13 protein-coding genes are annotated in these 15,451 nt (G+C 45.9%); 6 read left to right on the forward strand and 7 right to left on the reverse strand.

What is annotated here, in order from left to right:
- Positions 1–107: 107 nt before the first annotated feature.
- The 4 genes from ACED53_RS12040 to ACED53_RS12055 all read right to left on the reverse strand — a co-directional run bounded on the left by ACED53_RS12040 (position 108) and on the right by ACED53_RS12055 (position 5,419).
- Positions 108–1,556, reverse strand: a complete 1,449-nt coding sequence (locus ACED53_RS12040; protein WP_017100311.1) for a DUF1254 domain-containing protein — start codon at positions 1,554–1,556, stop codon at positions 108–110.
- 72 nt (positions 1,557–1,628) lie between these two features.
- Entirely contained in the window at positions 1,629–3,167 is a 1,539-nt protein-coding gene (locus tag ACED53_RS12045; RefSeq protein WP_017096312.1) for a sulfatase-like hydrolase/transferase, read from the reverse strand.
- Positions 3,168–3,353: 186 nt separating this feature from the next.
- Positions 3,354–4,250 carry a LysR family transcriptional regulator gene (locus ACED53_RS12050; RefSeq protein ID WP_017100598.1) on the reverse strand — a complete coding sequence of 299 codons (897 nt, stop codon included), beginning with the start codon at positions 4,248–4,250 and terminating at the stop codon, positions 3,354–3,356.
- A 17-nt stretch (positions 4,251–4,267) separates the two neighbouring features.
- Positions 4,268–5,419 carry an anaerobic sulfatase maturase gene (locus ACED53_RS12055; RefSeq protein WP_032499169.1) on the reverse strand — a complete coding sequence of 384 codons (1,152 nt, stop codon included), beginning with the start codon at positions 5,417–5,419 and terminating at the stop codon, positions 4,268–4,270.
- Between the two features lie 242 nt (positions 5,420–5,661).
- Between ACED53_RS12055 and ACED53_RS12060 the strand changes: the two genes are divergently transcribed.
- The 3 genes from ACED53_RS12060 to nfsA all read left to right on the forward strand — a co-directional run bounded on the left by ACED53_RS12060 (position 5,662) and on the right by nfsA (position 9,275).
- Positions 5,662–7,062, forward strand: a complete 1,401-nt coding sequence (locus ACED53_RS12060) for a DUF1254 domain-containing protein (RefSeq protein WP_017100596.1) — start codon at positions 5,662–5,664, stop codon at positions 7,060–7,062.
- A 140-nt stretch (positions 7,063–7,202) separates the two neighbouring features.
- The gene (locus tag ACED53_RS12065; RefSeq protein ID WP_017100595.1) at positions 7,203–8,315 is read left to right on the forward strand and encodes an OmpP1/FadL family transporter; all 1,113 of its coding nucleotides are present in this window, start codon (positions 7,203–7,205) and stop codon (positions 8,313–8,315) included.
- A 237-nt stretch (positions 8,316–8,552) separates the two neighbouring features.
- Entirely contained in the window at positions 8,553–9,275 is a 723-nt protein-coding gene (nfsA, locus tag ACED53_RS12070; protein ID WP_017099811.1) for an oxygen-insensitive NADPH nitroreductase, read from the forward strand.
- Between the two features lie 109 nt (positions 9,276–9,384).
- On the opposite strand, the gene ACED53_RS12075 is transcribed toward nfsA, so the two are convergent.
- Both ACED53_RS12075 and ACED53_RS12080 read right to left on the reverse strand, forming a co-directional pair.
- Positions 9,385–10,917 (reverse strand): phospholipase D family protein, encoded by a 1,533-nt coding sequence (locus tag ACED53_RS12075; RefSeq protein WP_017099812.1) that lies wholly within the window; start codon positions 10,915–10,917, stop codon positions 9,385–9,387.
- Positions 10,918–11,077: 160 nt separating this feature from the next.
- Positions 11,078–11,641, reverse strand: coding sequence for a TetR/AcrR family transcriptional regulator (locus ACED53_RS12080; protein ID WP_017097576.1), 564 nt, complete (start codon positions 11,639–11,641; stop codon positions 11,078–11,080).
- 60 nt (positions 11,642–11,701) lie between these two features.
- Here ACED53_RS12080 and ACED53_RS12085 point away from each other — a divergent pair, with 60 nt between their 5' ends.
- Both ACED53_RS12085 and ACED53_RS12090 read left to right on the forward strand, forming a co-directional pair.
- Complete coding sequence (locus ACED53_RS12085) at positions 11,702–12,268, forward strand: dihydrofolate reductase family protein (protein WP_102580030.1); 567 nt, start codon at positions 11,702–11,704, stop codon at positions 12,266–12,268.
- Between the two features lie 139 nt (positions 12,269–12,407).
- On the forward strand, positions 12,408–12,905 hold the full coding sequence (locus ACED53_RS12090) for a hypothetical protein (RefSeq protein ID WP_017099814.1): 498 nt from the start codon (positions 12,408–12,410) through the stop codon (positions 12,903–12,905).
- Positions 12,906–13,059: 154 nt separating this feature from the next.
- Here ACED53_RS12090 and ACED53_RS12095 read toward each other — a convergent pair whose 3' ends face one another.
- A complete protein-coding gene (locus ACED53_RS12095; protein ID WP_017099815.1) occupies positions 13,060–13,941 on the reverse strand; it encodes a LysR family transcriptional regulator in 882 nt (293 codons plus the stop codon).
- Between the two features lie 281 nt (positions 13,942–14,222).
- Between ACED53_RS12095 and ACED53_RS12100 the strand changes: the two genes are divergently transcribed.
- Complete coding sequence (locus tag ACED53_RS12100; RefSeq protein ID WP_017062388.1) at positions 14,223–15,410, forward strand: MFS transporter; 1,188 nt, start codon at positions 14,223–14,225, stop codon at positions 15,408–15,410.
- The last annotated feature ends 41 nt before the right edge of the window (positions 15,411–15,451 follow it).

Below are 15,451 nucleotides of genomic sequence, written 5' to 3' on the forward strand. Positions count from 1 at the left end.
ATTTAACGCCTATTTCGAAGCAAGTTTCGCTCAATAAAAAATGCCAGCGGCATAGCAGCTGGCATTAATCGATTATAAACAAAACCTTAAACAGGCGATTTAAGTCATCACTTTATCGTGGATTTCTTGACCTTAGTAAATGGTGTCGATTTCCATTTATCTGTTCTTACCTCTTCACCGGGCGTGTACATACGTAACACTGAATACCATTGATGATCGGGGATAGGTAAGAAGTTAGGATCATCTTCATGCCCTTTTACATCGCTACTCATGTAAATGGTGTAGCTGCCATCAGCATTAGGCGTTAGCGTTCTGTCTCCACGGGAATGACGGTTTAAGTCATTTTTCTCCATCAATCGGGTTTCACCACTGTAGGCCGTGTATGACCAAAAACCACCCTCTTCTAGCGGCGGCGCATCGAAGGTCACCGTGTAATCATACTTACTACCATCGAGCGCACCACCTTCACTATCGAAGAAGTCACCGCTGTACATAGTGTGTTTTGCAGGCAGCCCCCATTGGCCCATTAAGGTGCCGTAGGCGTGCTGAAAGCTTGGAACCTTGGTCATTTCATCGCGAGTGCCTAATACGTCACGTGAATCATCAAAGCCCGCATTAATGATTCGTTCCAGTCCGTCTTTTTGACCAGACTCGATCATACTAAGCTGCTCTGCCGTAAATGGATGATTGGCTTTGCCTAATTCAACATCTCCTAAGCCAATGTACTCGAACAGTTCAAGCAGCTTTTGGTCATGCGTCTTCATTGTTCCTTCAGACAGGATGAAATTGGTTCGTTCGACCCAATTAGAGTCTTTAAGATCTGGATACTCGCGTACAACAGGATCTGGCCCTTTCTGACCTAAATATTCCGACAACGTCCTAATATTCCATTGATCCATTAACTTTTGAGCAGTTGCAGAATCGTCACCGCCAAGGTCCATGATTCGCCCCATCATCTTGACCAGCGGATGCTCGACATAGATGACTTGATCGACACTCGCAGGCACTTCACCTTTCCACCCTTCAACTGCATACATGAAGCTGCCGCCTTTTGTGCCTCGCTGTGGAGAGCCAAAAGCCGAGTCAGTAAAGTGCTGCATATTCATGGTATGGAACAACCAGTATCGATTGTCATCATGGTCTGGAATCGTAACGATGACAGGCTCTGCTGCTAGATCCATCCAACCCATCAAATGTAACGTGTCATTGTTAATCGTCGGATGCGCAGTGTAAGTGTCGTCAGCAAGTATTCGAATATTTTGGAATCGATTCAAAGGGTAGTCTTGCTCAACGACGGTTTTGTAAAAGTATTTGTAGGCTTCATCTATCGAGTACGCGTACTCATAGGCAAGTTGTGCCAATAGCTGATTATCCTTTTTGAGCGACGCTAAACTCGCCATTTCAATGGGTAGAGTTTCCGTCTTGATCCCCATTGCTGTTTTTGTTGCGACAGATGCGCTGGTCGCGTCCACGGATTGGCTCGCAAGTACCGGAGACGGAAGTGCAACCATGAAAGCACAAGTCAGTGCTGCCGCAAGTATGTTTTTTTTCATCATTTAATGTCCCAACTAAAAGCAATATGTAAGGTGCGCTTGTTACAGCACACCTTGCATTAGTCGTATTTGGCATTAGTCAGCAACCACTGATTTGTCTGCCATACCAATACCACCGGCTTTCTGTCTTGGTGGAAACGCTTTGAGTGACTTCTGATATTCCGCCGCTGATTTTTGCAGCTTTGGTAATACCCAAGACTTCTCTTTCATCCATAAGAACCAACCACGAGTATCAGGGCTACGCTCGTAAGGATCAGCCTTGATGTTGATGAGCATCCCTAGTGGCCACTCTTCAGGAGGCGCAATCCACTCCGTTTTGGTTTTTAGGTGTACTTTCCAATCATCAACTCGGAACGCATTCAAATCTTGCTCGTTGTAGAAGAAGAACTCATGACGTTGACTCGGCTCGCCTTTGGTCAACATATCCAGCTGGTTATAACCATCCAAGTGGACTTGGTAACGCTCGCCGTTTAACTCTTTTCCATCTAGCAGCTCTTGCTTAATGTCGCCTTCACCCACTGCAGCCATAATGGTTGGCACCCAGTCTTCAGAAGTCATGAAGCCATCGGTGTATTCACCTTGAGGGATTTTATCTGGCCAGCTGACCAGCATTGGTACACGGAAACCGCCATCCCATGTCGTGCCTTTTTGACCACGGAAAGAGGCAGAACCACCATCAGGCCAATGATCTAGGTTTACGCCGTTGTCTGAGGTAAACAAGATTATCGTGTTATCAATTTCACCAAGATCTTCTAACTTATCGAGTAATACACCGATCTGGTCATCAAGTTCGATCAAGCCATCGTAATACGTGTTGATTTGGCTCGCGCCTTGATACTCAGGACGCACGTGTGTTTTTTGATGCATACGAGTCGGGTTGTACCACATGAAGTAAGGTTGTTCGTCTTTCTCTGCTTCATGTCTATCAAGCCAATTCGTAGCAAACTCCAAAAATTCGCCATCAACGGTTTGCATGCGTTTAGAGCCTAAAGGACCTTTATCTTCAATCGTTTGCTTTCCAACCACACCAAACCTTGGGTCTTCTTGCATGTCTACACTCTCGGTAGCGATGGTGTGAAGAACATTACGAGGGCGACCTCTGAAGTTAGGGTCTGTTGGGAATTCCGGCTGTTCAGGCATCTCCATAACGTTGAGGTGGTAAAGGAAACCGAAGAATTCATCAAAGCCGTGCACCGTTGGTAAGTGACTGTTGTTATCGCCTAGGTGACTTTTACCGACATGCACGGTCGCATAGCCTTTGTCTTTCAGCATTTCGGCTAGGGTTGGATCTTCTTTTTGAAGGCCAAGTGAAGAGCCCGGCTGACCGACAGACGTTAAGCCTGTTCGGAAAGGATATTGACCCGTGATAAAGGCAGATCGCCCCGCAGTAGAGCTGCCTTGTGCGTAGTAATCGCTGACCATCATGCCGCGTTCGGCAATTCGATCAATGTTCGGCGTATCCACCGCGCCTAAACCACGGTGGTAAGCAGACAGATCCGTTGGGCTCACATCATCGAGCATGATGGCAACCACGTTGGGTTGGCTCGCTGCGTGTACATTGACGCTCGCCAGTACCGAAAGCGCCAGAGCGGATTTAACAAAAGACTTATACATTTATAACCCTCATTCACTATGAGTAAATCGCTGAAGTCACAACGAAAATTGTGCATGTCTCAGCGAACCATTGTTGAGGTAAATGGTATAAGAAAGAGGCCAAAAATGGCTTGATAGCCACTATTACGATTCTTAATAGTGGCCGTTAGAAAGGGGGAGTTATTTAAAGAGAATAGTAGCGTGATGCTAGGATTGAATAATCGACGTGATTTCTTTTTGAAGCCAATCCGTGAACGGATTATTGCGGTTTGCTTGATGAGTAAACAGTGCCAATTCTCGACGATAGGTATCTTTCAATAGTTCCGGCGGTAAATCGATACAACGATAAGAGTGATCAAGCAAATAGCGGCATTTCGACGATGTTACATAGATGAAGTCGCTGTCCTTAACGACTTCTAGCATCAAATTCATATTGTTGCTTCTGAGCCCGATGTGTTTATCTAAGTCGTATTTTTTGATCAACATTTCCGTCTTGGTCGGCTGAATGTAACCAGGGATCATATTGATACAGAGTGGGGATTTCAGAATGTCCTCAAGGGAGTTGCCTTGAATTGGGTGGTCTGCTCTTAGCACCAACATGAACTTATCAAAGCCAACTGGGCGCTCAGTCAGGGTTTTATTAACGTCCATAGGAAGATAGCTCACTCCCCAACACATTCGGTTGGTCTCTAGAGACTGGACGCCGTTATCTAACCAAGGTGAGCATTGAAACGTCACTTGCGGCGCTTCTTTGGTCAGCTTTTTGATTAGTGGCACACCCACTGGGATCAACAGCGGGGAAGGCAGCATGATTTGAACCTCCCCTCTTAAATCTTCCAAGCCCCACTCATCATTGGGTATGTAAAGGTTGTCTAGCTGTTCTAATAGTAGAGGCAAGGTTTCGATGAGCTTCAAGCATTTTGGGGTGGGTTCAAGCCTTGCTTTATCTCTAACAAACAACTCATCATCAAATTGTTCTCTGAGCTTACGAAGCATGACACTGATCGTCGGCTGACTTACGTTCAAGGTTTTGGCTGCACTCACCGTTTGACGAGTTTCATTAAGCACCAAAATGAGCCGCAGTAAGTTTAGGTCTTTGGTCATGCCCTACTCCAAATGATTTAGAAAAGTGGAAAGTACGCTGGCGAATACCCTTTTTTCATCGCTTCTACCATAGGCAATAATTTGGGTAATGCGTGACGAAAAAACATCTCATACCCTTGGCATAAATGATTCATCGGACTGCCATCTTCGATTGTTGCTATTCTGTTTTTAGGACAACCACCTTGGCAGAGTTCAACAAAGTCACAACGTCGACAAGTGCTGTTTAACTCTTCATATTTGTTGGTGCCAAACGCGATTTGTTCTGGTGAGCTCGCCATGGTTGCAAGCTTATCACTGTTCATGGTGCCCAGTTGATGATCTTGATACCCATAATGGTCACAACTGTAAACATTGCCGTCATGCTCAACCATTAATTGCTGTCCACAAGTCGCGCTGTGATGGCACATTTGGCTTTGGTAACCCATCAATACCATTAGACAGTTTTCAAAAAACTGGATATACACTTTACCGACATCATTGGCGCTCCATGCATCAAACAAATCACAAAGAAATTGCCCCCATTGCTCACCGGTTAACGACCAATCATGCCCTGTTCGCCTGTCCAACTCATGATCGATACAAGGCTGAAACTGCATGTAACCACTGCCATTTTCAACCAAAAACTGATAGATCGTTTTACCGTGTTTGTAGGTTTTATTGTTCACGACCGTTAACGTATTAAAATCAACATTGTGCTTCTTTAGATAAGACATGCCACGCATTGTGCGATCAAAAGACGACTCGCCATTTTTGTCGATCCGAGCGATGTCATTCAGAATATTGGGGCCATCGATACTGATGCCCATCATGAAATTATGTTTAGCAAAGAAACTCGCCCAGCGATCGTTAATCATGGTTCCGTTGGTCTGCATCGTATTCACGATGCGCTTTTTCGTCGCTTTGCTTGCCTGTGCTTTCATCGCCGTTTCATAGAAATCGAGCCCTCTTAACATAGGCTCGCCACCGTGCCAGATAAAATCCACTTGTTGATCTTTCATTGGCTGCGCGTCGATATGAGCAACGACAATTTGCTCCATCATGTCCAGAGACATTGACGATCTTTTATCGCCATCTTGTCTATTGAGATAATAGCAGTAGCTACAATCCAGATTGCACTGAGCCCCTTCTGCTTTAATGAATAAGCTAAAAGGATAAGTAGATGTGTTCATATCGATTCCCGTACTTTTTTGCCAACATATCAACCGAAAATCAATCAAACAATAGCGCCTCACGCCCCCTACCTGCACACGTCGTAGAGTCGCTTCACCACCCTAAAATAATGTTAACTAAAACAAATACTTGAGTGGTAAAATTAGACTATTAACATCCTTAATATCGGCTATTACACTCCTTAATCTCACTTGCTCATATGATAAATGCCTAATTCTGTTCCTACGATCTAAGGTGTTCCATGAGAAAGCTCCTCTATAAGAAAAGTGTACTGACCAGCTTAGTGTGTTCTTTATCCAGTATTATCGCGATGCCATCCCTTGCCCAACAATCTATTAATCCTGAAGAAGAGCTCGCTTACAATCTAGGTGTTCAAGCATTTATCTATGGTACGGGTCCATTAACCGTGGCTGCGGTTAGGCAAACGACCACATCTGTTGATGCGCCGATGGACAACGCTATGGCACCATTGAATGAGATGGGTAAAACACGCGTTCTATCCGGACCTCAGGATAGGATTGTACCGACCGTCAACAACGATACGCTCTACTCACAAGCTCACTACGATCTGGATTTATCAGGTCCAATGGTGATTGATATTCCTCGCACCGATAACCGTTACTACATTGTTCAGCTATTGGATGCTTACTCAGATTCGATTGAAGATCTGCACGTGAAGAATGTAGGCGACCAAGGTTCAAAAGTGCTTTTGGTCAACAAAGGATGGGCTGGTGAAGTACCAGAGGGAATTGATCGTGTCGTAGAATCTCGCACTCCTATGGTTTGGTTGATTCAACGAACGGGCGTGTTTGGCGAGCAAGACCTCAATGACGCACTGGTTATTCACGATAAATTCCTCAGCTACCCACTCGATCAACTCGGCGCAGAGCATGACATCGTAGAGCTCAAAGCTTCGACAGGTCGTATCCCACCCATGGCGAGGCCTGAAGGGCTAGAGTGGTATTCGCTAATTGACCGTGAACTACGAAAAAACCCGATTCCAGAAGATGCTGCCATCGTTGATCAATTCCAACAAATTGGTATTGGAGGATCGACCCCCTTTAACCCTGAAGCGCTAACCTCAGCACAGAAAAAAGGGCTAATGCGCGCGATTGAGTCTTCACAACAGATCATTCAATACGCTGGTCGAAGCATCGGCGATGTCAATAATGGCTGGTCGATGATGTACGAGGGTGGCCGCTACGGAAATGATTACCTGAGCCGAGCGAGCATCAATATGCGTGCGGCTGGTTTGAATGTACCAGAGCGAGCACTCTACCCAAATCGATACACAGACTCGAATGGCGAGCAACTGTCGGGATCCAATCAATATCGAATGACCATGCCTGCCGATGCACCCGCTGACGCCTTTTGGTCTTTGACCATGTACGACGCTAAAAACCTGTTCATGGTTGAGAACTTCATTCAACGCTACTCCATTTCAACCAATCGTAAAGATGAGCTGAAATACGCAGAAGACGGCACCTTGCCAATATGCATTCAATACGTAAAACCGTCCGATCCGACGTGTAACTGGCTACCCGCGCCTCAAGATGACTTCTATCTTCACATGCGCCTGTATGAGCCAACTCAAGCCGTTCTCGACAATGAATATCCACTGCCACAAGTTGAAAAGCTCTAGCCCCAACTTGGTCAATTAAGTAGGTCAAGTCGATTGCCACGGCGTTCTTAATGTTCGCTCGTGGCAATTCGTTCTCTCCCCAAATACATGGCTCAAGCTGCTAGCAACATAACTCATACACTGAAAATGAGGTTCTATTCTTGAAAACACCTTTCATCACACTGTCTCTGTTAGTAACAGGGATAGTCAACTCTCTCGCTCACGCGGGAGGGTTAAATCTATCTCAGATTGCGACAACCAAAAGCGTTGGCACAGCAGGCGCAGGAAACGTAACCGCGAACGATGCATCCGCCGTGATCACCAATGCTGCGGGGTTATCGGCTATTGAAGAAAGCGCTTGGATTCTCGGCGTTCAATACCTCGATGTTGAAACCACTTTTGTCCGTGACGATAACTCGGCTTCGACCACAGGAAGCAGCGCCGATGTTCTCCCTCATTTGTCTTACGCATCAAGGCTCAATGACCAATGGGTCGTCGGCGCAGCATTGCACGCAGCTGGCGGCACTGGCGTTAAATACTCACACGGCGTTGGCGCACACCCTGCTTTATTGATCAAAGAAAATAGCATTTCGGCACTCAACTTTACGTCGTCATTGTCATATCAGGTCAATGAACAACTGTCTCTTGGTGGTTCTTTGATATTGCAGCACGCTGCGCTTGAAACTCAAGCATTGAATGGTCGAGAGCTTCAAGGAGATAGCCTCGACCTAGGATTCGGCCTGAGTCTCAATCACCACATCAGTGACAACACACAATTGGGTGTCAGTTATCAGGGCCAATTTGATCACGACCTTTCCCTTGATAACGCCAACGCTTTTGGCATTAGCTCTGAACTAACATGGGTTCGAAGCTTAAACTTAGGGTTGAAGCATTCATTAAATGAAGACTTAAACCTTCTACTCAGCTCCAACATGGAGACATGGCAAGATTATGATGACAAATACTCAACCACCTATTCTCTTGGGGTTGGTGTGGAATACGCATACGAGGATTGGTTGCTGTACAGCGGAGTGAGCGGTGACACGAGCCCTGTAAGCAGTCAAAACAGAGATGTGTTACTCCCGCTCGATAAACAGTGGCGTATCGGATTCGGCGCTGAGAAGAAGATATCCAACGACTTACATCTAGGATTGAGCTACCAATACCAAGATTTAGGCCATGGTGAAATTAATGCTGACTCAGGACTATTTCAGCCTTCTGGCAGCTATTCGACCAACAGAGTTCACTTCATCACTTTGTCTCTTCGCCATTAAAGCGAACTCTTGAGCGTTATTCGCTTCTAGCTTCTAGCTTCTAGCTTCTAGCTTCTAGCTTCTAGCTTCTAGCTTCTAGCAGGAAACAGTACAAAAAAGGATTGGCTGTGACAGCAATCCTTTTAAATTCATGAATATCATTCTGCCAACCAGAAAGGCTCGAACACCCTTTACGCTCATGGTAATTGTCGTTATTGTGATTCTCTACGCCATCATCACAAGGACTGTCTGAGAGTTATGAACAGCACGATTGAAACTATTCTGGGGCACCGCTCCATTCGTCAATATACAAATCAACCGATTGAAAAAGCACAACTTGATGTGATTATTCAGGCTGGTCTCGCGGCTTCATCATCAAGCTTACTGCAGGCTGTTTCTATCGTGAGAGTGACAGACAAAGAGAAGCGCAAACTGTTAGCCGAATACGCAGGCAACCAAGCTTACGTTGAGAACGCGGCTGAGTTTTTGGTGTTCTCTATCGACTATCAACGCCACGCTCAAATCAACCCTGAAGTGAAAACCGACTTTACTGAACTGACCCTGATTGGCGCGGTCGATTCGGGCATCATGGCGCAAAACTGCATGCTGGCTGCGGAGTCTCTTGGTTTAGGTGGCGTGTACATCGGTGGCTTGCGTAACAGCGCGCAACAAGTCGATGAACTACTGGAACTTCCACAACACACGGCCGTGCTATTTGGTATGTGTTTAGGTCACCCTGCGCAGCAGCCTGAAGTCAAACCTCGCCTTCCTGCTCACGTGGTCATGCACGAAAATCAATACCAACCGTTGAGCTTAGATGAAATTGCCAGCTACGACGATTCGATGCAAAGCTACTACGCAAGCCGTTCAAGCAACCAAAAACAGAGCAGTTGGTCACAGCAGATCACGCAAAAGCTGTCTGGCGAATCTCGCCCGCATATCCTGCCTTACTTGAACAGCAAGCAGCTGACCAAGCGTTAAGCCGTTAATAGCTTGCAACAAACCACAGCAAACAACAGCAAACAACAGTACAAACAAAAATGTCAGCGTAATATACGCTGACATTTTTATTTATCCGGAGGCGGCTAGCTTACAGATATTTCTCAATCGGTAGCAATTGCAAAAAGCCTGACTGCATTCGTTCCCATTGACCAGTGTCAGGTTCGCTGTCCCAACGTTGGTCGCCTGAATACCAATACACATCACCGTCTTCAAGCTCTAATCGCCAGCTGTTTTCTTCGCTCATTGCTTGCTCAATGGTTTCTGCTAATGTTTCAGCAATCTCTTTATTCTCGATGATCAAAACCGATTCCGTGTTCAAGTAGGTAGAACGCAAGTTGAAGTTAAATGAGCCGATGCTCGCGATGCTGCGGTCGAATACGACTGATTTAGCGTGCAAGCCATAGGCCGTCTCAGGCGCACATTTAGACACGTCTTGAGTCGATGCTTCACACAGCTTAGATTCTGGTTTTAGCTCAAACAGGTCGATGCCATGCTCCAACATGTCGTAACGTCTGCCTGCATAAGCGGAGTGATTAGTCACCAGATCATTAGACGCCATAGAGTTAGTTAGCGCTTTTATCTCAACGCCCTTGTTGTTCAATACCTGCCACTCTTCAAGCTGACCATCATCGAATACAAGGTAAGCGGATTCCAGCAAGATCTCTTGTTTCGATTCGCTCGCTAATTTCCCTAGAAGAATCGCGGTCGCTTTCGGTTCATCGGTATTGTCTGAATCATCAGGAACGGGCTGATCGTAAACAAAACGCGCATTCACCCATGTCATCTCACCAATCACCTCTTTCAGTAAGCTATCAGCAGCCTCACGGTCTAATGGTAATTCAGGGTAATTTTGATAATGCGGAACGACAATATTATCTATCTTCGAGAGATCAGGTTGTTCGTCATCACCCAGCATATCGACAGGGTAAGACCAACGGCTGTTCCAGTATTCAACAAAACTGGTTTGGATGGTGTTAACTACCGAGCCCATGACTAATACATCGCGGTCTCGGAAATTAATTTCATCAGAAAGGTCAAAGTATTCATCACCAATATTACGGCCGCCCACCACAGACAAAGTGCCATCTACGGTAAACGACTTATTGTGCATACGGCGATTTAAACGAGAAAAGTCACCGACAAAGCTCAGCCATTTACTGAAACCGCGACGTGTTGGTGTTGGGTTGAAGATACGAATCTCGACATTAGGGTGCGCATCCAGTGCCGACAGCAAACCTTCACGTTCGTTGAGGTTGATATCATCCAGCATTACGCGCACCTTCACACCACGCTCAGCCGCGGCTAACAAACGGCTAGCGAGATAGCTGCCCGATTCGTCAGAGTTCCAGATGTAGTATTGAATGTCGATGGTGTGCTCGGCACTTTCGACCAGTGCTAATCGCTGTGCCAAAGCATCCCAACCAGACTCTTGCAGACGAACCGCGGTGGTGCCTTGCTCTAAAGCTTCAGGCTGAAATTCATTGGTTAGAACCGATAAAGAACTAGGTGCAGGAGAGGTTGGCGGTTCTGTTGGATGATCGATGCCTTCAGGAAGTGAAGAACACCCACCTAAAACGGCGATTAAGATTAACGTTAAACTGATGCGTTGGAGCACAGGCATGTATCTGACTTCCTTTTCACGATGGCGTCTTTAGAAACTTTCCGTACAGCTTTTCAATGAACAAGCTATTCCGATCTATTCATTGATTATTACTGCTAAATCCTGAAATTTATAGGTAATTATCCAGTATAAATTTAAAGGTCAGTAAATTGCCTACAGATCACTTAAGTTGAGTGAGTGCTAAACAGTATAAACTCAGCGGCTTTTCGACCATTTCAATGGTGAGTTCAGTTCGGTCTGGGTTGCAGTTCAACGCCAAAGCGTAGCCGTGTAAATAATCCACCAGCAAATCCAGCGCGTTTTTGGTTTGCTCATCGGTTAACGCTAACGGGCTCAACACCGCTTCAAAGCGTTCACTAAATACTTCCATTGGCCCGAGGGATTTCATGGTCAATAAGGTCTCTAACAAGCCTCTATATTCGTTGAGCATCGACAAGTAACTCACACTGAGCCGATATAGGTTATCTTGCCAGTCTTGATTCAGCTCTGGCTGTGCCACTTCTTCAATCAAAGAAACTGTGATTGCCTCAAGCAGATCGTTTTTGTTTTTGAAGTAATAGTATATAGCCATCGCATCGACCCCGAGTTCCGTCGCCAACCCTCGAACACTTGGCACTTTGCCACTCTCTCGCATCATGCTTTTAGCAATAGTGAGAATTCTCTCTGCGCTGAGTTGGCTTGATCCACTCTTTGGTCGACCTCGTTTCTGATCCTTGACAGTCATACCGTCACCTCTTAAACTTTATTTCTACACTGTAGAATATTTTAATTTATTACCGTGTAGATGCCAAGTTTCTCATTGATATCGGAGTTAAAAATGTCAAATATTGTATTCATCGCAACCAGCCTTGACGGTTACATTGCAGACAAGCAAGGTGGCTTAGATTGGCTGCAAGCGATTCCAAATCCAGACGGTGACGACATGGGTTACAACGCTCATACTGATCATATCGATGCACTGGTCATGGGACGTAATACAATGGACATGGTGTTGAGCTTTGGCATTGATTGGCCTTACAGCAAGCCAGTCTATGTACTGAGCAACACTTTAAATGAAGTACCTCAAGAGCTTGAAGGTAAAGTATTTTTGATGAAGGGCGAGCTTAAACAGATTGTCGCGGATTTGAATAACAAAGGCCTAAAGAACTTGTACATTGATGGCGGCATTACCATTCAAAACTTCATGAAAGAAGACCTGATTGATGAGCTGATCATCTCGACCATTCCTGTCGTGCTTGGTGGTGGGTCCCCGTTATTTGGTGACTTAGTATCTCCCGTCGACTTTACGTTGAAAGGCGTCACGACGTACCTTGATGAGATAGTGCAAACTCATTACTTGCGTAAGCGTTAAAGCTGTTGTTGCTCTAAGGGCATGAAAGGATCAACACCGAAAACATTGTTCACGCGACGTAAGCTTTACCGTCTCTACACAAGCCTCCCCTAAAGTAGTACCCTTTATCGTCTCTCATTCTTGATGGTAGCTGGATATTATGAAGCTTTTGGTCGATCGCACTGGTGAACAGTTTTTAGAAATTCTGCAAGAATCTGGAGACACGCTGACGGTTCAATTCATTACCAATGAAGGCAATCGAAAGGGTAAACCGTTCCAAGATAACTTGAGTGGATTGTTCCTCACGGGGTGGAAGCCGCGCACTACTTCAACCGCCATCGGATTAGAACGCTTTAAGCAAGGCAAACTTGAAGATCCCAAAGTGAGTTTCGCATTGCACCAGCTCTATCCACTGGGTCGATACGTAAAATTACCTTCTGGTGATATCGCAACAATCGCGAGTTACGCCAATACCCATGCCGATGGCTACTATATGTTTGTGCGCCTCAACGATGAGTTAACCCGACTTAAGATTACGCCCGATTGGGAACTGCAACCTTCCGCTCAAAGGTTAGCCTTGCCTTATTACCCTGCGCCAAGAAGCCAGCAAGAACTCGACAATATTGATGACTTCGATGCTTGGGCGGGTGGGTTTTAAACACTGAAAGTCAGTAAACGCTATTGAGATCACATCCACCTATCGAATCTCAATACAACAATATGTGCTCTCTAAACATTGATACGAATACCCGTTCTCAAACGATTCAAATAACGGTTTGGCTGTGTGCTGCTAAAGAGTGTTTCATTCTTCCCTACAAGCTCAAACGGGGCTGTATAAAATCAATAAACGCCGAGATACGTTTAGAGACAGAGGACGACTTGTAGTAAACCGCATTCACTCGCTCTCGATCTGTATTCGCAAGTTTGTCTTGTTCCAGAATAGGGATTAGACGCCCTGCTGCCATATCTTCCTGCACCATAAACCCCGACAGACAAGCAATCCCATTTCCAGCTAAGACTAGTTGACGCACGGTTTCACCATTACTGGCTGTCACAGTAGGCGCGACGTCACTTTGGTTTGGTAAAGGCCAATGGTTAAGCACTTTGTTACCCGCAAATCCCACAATTTGATGCGAACTCAAATCTTCAGGTTTGGTGGGTAGCCCACGCTTAGCGAGATAATCAGGTGACGCCACAATATGGAGTAAACTTTTTCCTAACGGTCGAGCGTGCAATGTTGAATCGGACAACTTACCGATTCGAATCGCAACATCGGTTCTCTTTTCGAGAAGATCAACGAAGCCTTCGTTGGAAGTGAGTTCCAACTCAATGTCTGGGTAAGCCTCTTTGAATGACTGCACCAACGGCACTAGCTGATGGAATACGAATGGGCTGGCGGCATCGACTCTTAAACGACCTTTAGGCAACTCACCGCGCGACACGATTTCTTCTTCCGCGCTCTGGATCATTTGTAATCCCACCCTGACTGAATCGACAAACTGCCGCCCTTCCTCCGTCAATTCCACGCGTCTCGTTGTTCGGTTGAATATTGAGACGCCGAGTTGCGACTCAACCTTACTCACCGAACGAGATACCTTGGCGACTTGCACATCCAACGCCTCTGCCGCCGCAGAAAAACCACCAGCAGCGACAACGGTGAGTACCATTTGTAAATCATCTGAACGGGTTAACATGAGGCTCCTTCGCTATCTTCATTTTGTTTAATGTCATCTCGCTTGTGCTCATCAAAGCTCAAATCATCTATGTCTTTTCGATCTCATCAGCTTAATCCAATGATCGGTTAACTCTTTAATTATTGCAAATTTAACAAAGGTTATTTGTTAATAGCGGTATTTTTCACAAATATATTTTGCTCGATAATCCTCGCCATCAAACGAAGCGCTCCTATTGCAGTCACAAGCTGCCCCATTTTATCGCGCTCGGTATTTAACAAAGAACAGTAAGAGAGATGATTATGCCACTAGCATTACTCGCATTGACGCTCAGCGCCTTTGCCATCGGAACCACAGAATTTGTCATCGTAGGCTTGATTCCTACCATGGCGAGCGACTTGAATGTATCTCTGCCATCGGCAGGCCTATTAGTCAGTTTATACGCGCTTGGCGTTGCTATTGGCGCACCAGTATTAACGGCATTAACCGGAAAATGGAATCGTAAAGCGGTGTTGCTGACCGTGATGGCATTGTTTGTCATTGGTAACTTATTGGCGTGGCAAGCTCCAGGCTATAACACGCTGATCGCCGCACGAATTTTGACCGGCCTTGCCCATGGTGTGTTCTTCTCGATTGGATCAACCATCGCGACAGGTTTGGTTTCAAAAGATAAAGCAGCCAGTGCCATTGCGATCATGTTTACGGGTTTAACGGTTGCATTGGTAACCGGCGTACCACTGGGCACTTATATCGGCCAAACCTTTGGCTGGCAAGCGACCTTCTTGATCGTTGCCCTGCTTGGTCTTATTGCTCTTATCGGTAGCGCTATCTTGGTTCCAAGCAACCTTAAGCAACCACCAGCGGCGAAGATTTCGGCACAACTAAAGGTTCTGACTCAACCACGCTTGCTGTTGGTTTACGCTATCACAGCACTAGGTTATGGCGGCACATTCACAGCGTTTACGTTCCTTGCTCCAATACTGGAAAACGTATCAGGGTTTGATTCGAGCTCTATCAGTTTAATCATGTTGGTTTATGGTGTGTCAGTGGCGGTAGGTAACATCTGGGGCGGTAAAATGGCCGACAAGATGGGCCCGATTAAAGCGCTGACCGTTATCTTCTCAGGTTTAGCCGCGGTACTGGTGGTATTCAACTTTACCGCAGTAAACCCTTACGCAGCTGTTGCTACCATTTTGGTTTGGGGTGCATTCGCATTCGGCAACGTTCCGGGGCTACAAGTGTATGTTGTGAAACTGGCTGAGAAATACACACCAGACGCAGTCGATGTCGCTTCTGGGTTGAACATTGCAGCCTTCAACGTTGGTATTGCATTGGGATCATGGGGTGGTGGTTTGATTGTCGCGAAATCTGGATTAATGAACACCCCTTGGGTAGGTGCTGTGATCGTTTTGATCGCTCTTGTTCTGACTCGATTCAGTGGTGCGTTAGATAAGAAGCAAGCACAACAAGCTGTTCCATCTAGCATCTAGCATCTAGCATCTAGCATCTAGCATCTAGCATCTAGCATCTA

The sequence above is a fragment of the Vibrio sp. 1F169 genome (assembly GCF_041439605.1).
Taxonomy (GTDB): domain Bacteria; phylum Pseudomonadota; class Gammaproteobacteria; order Enterobacterales; family Vibrionaceae; genus Vibrio; species Vibrio tasmaniensis_A.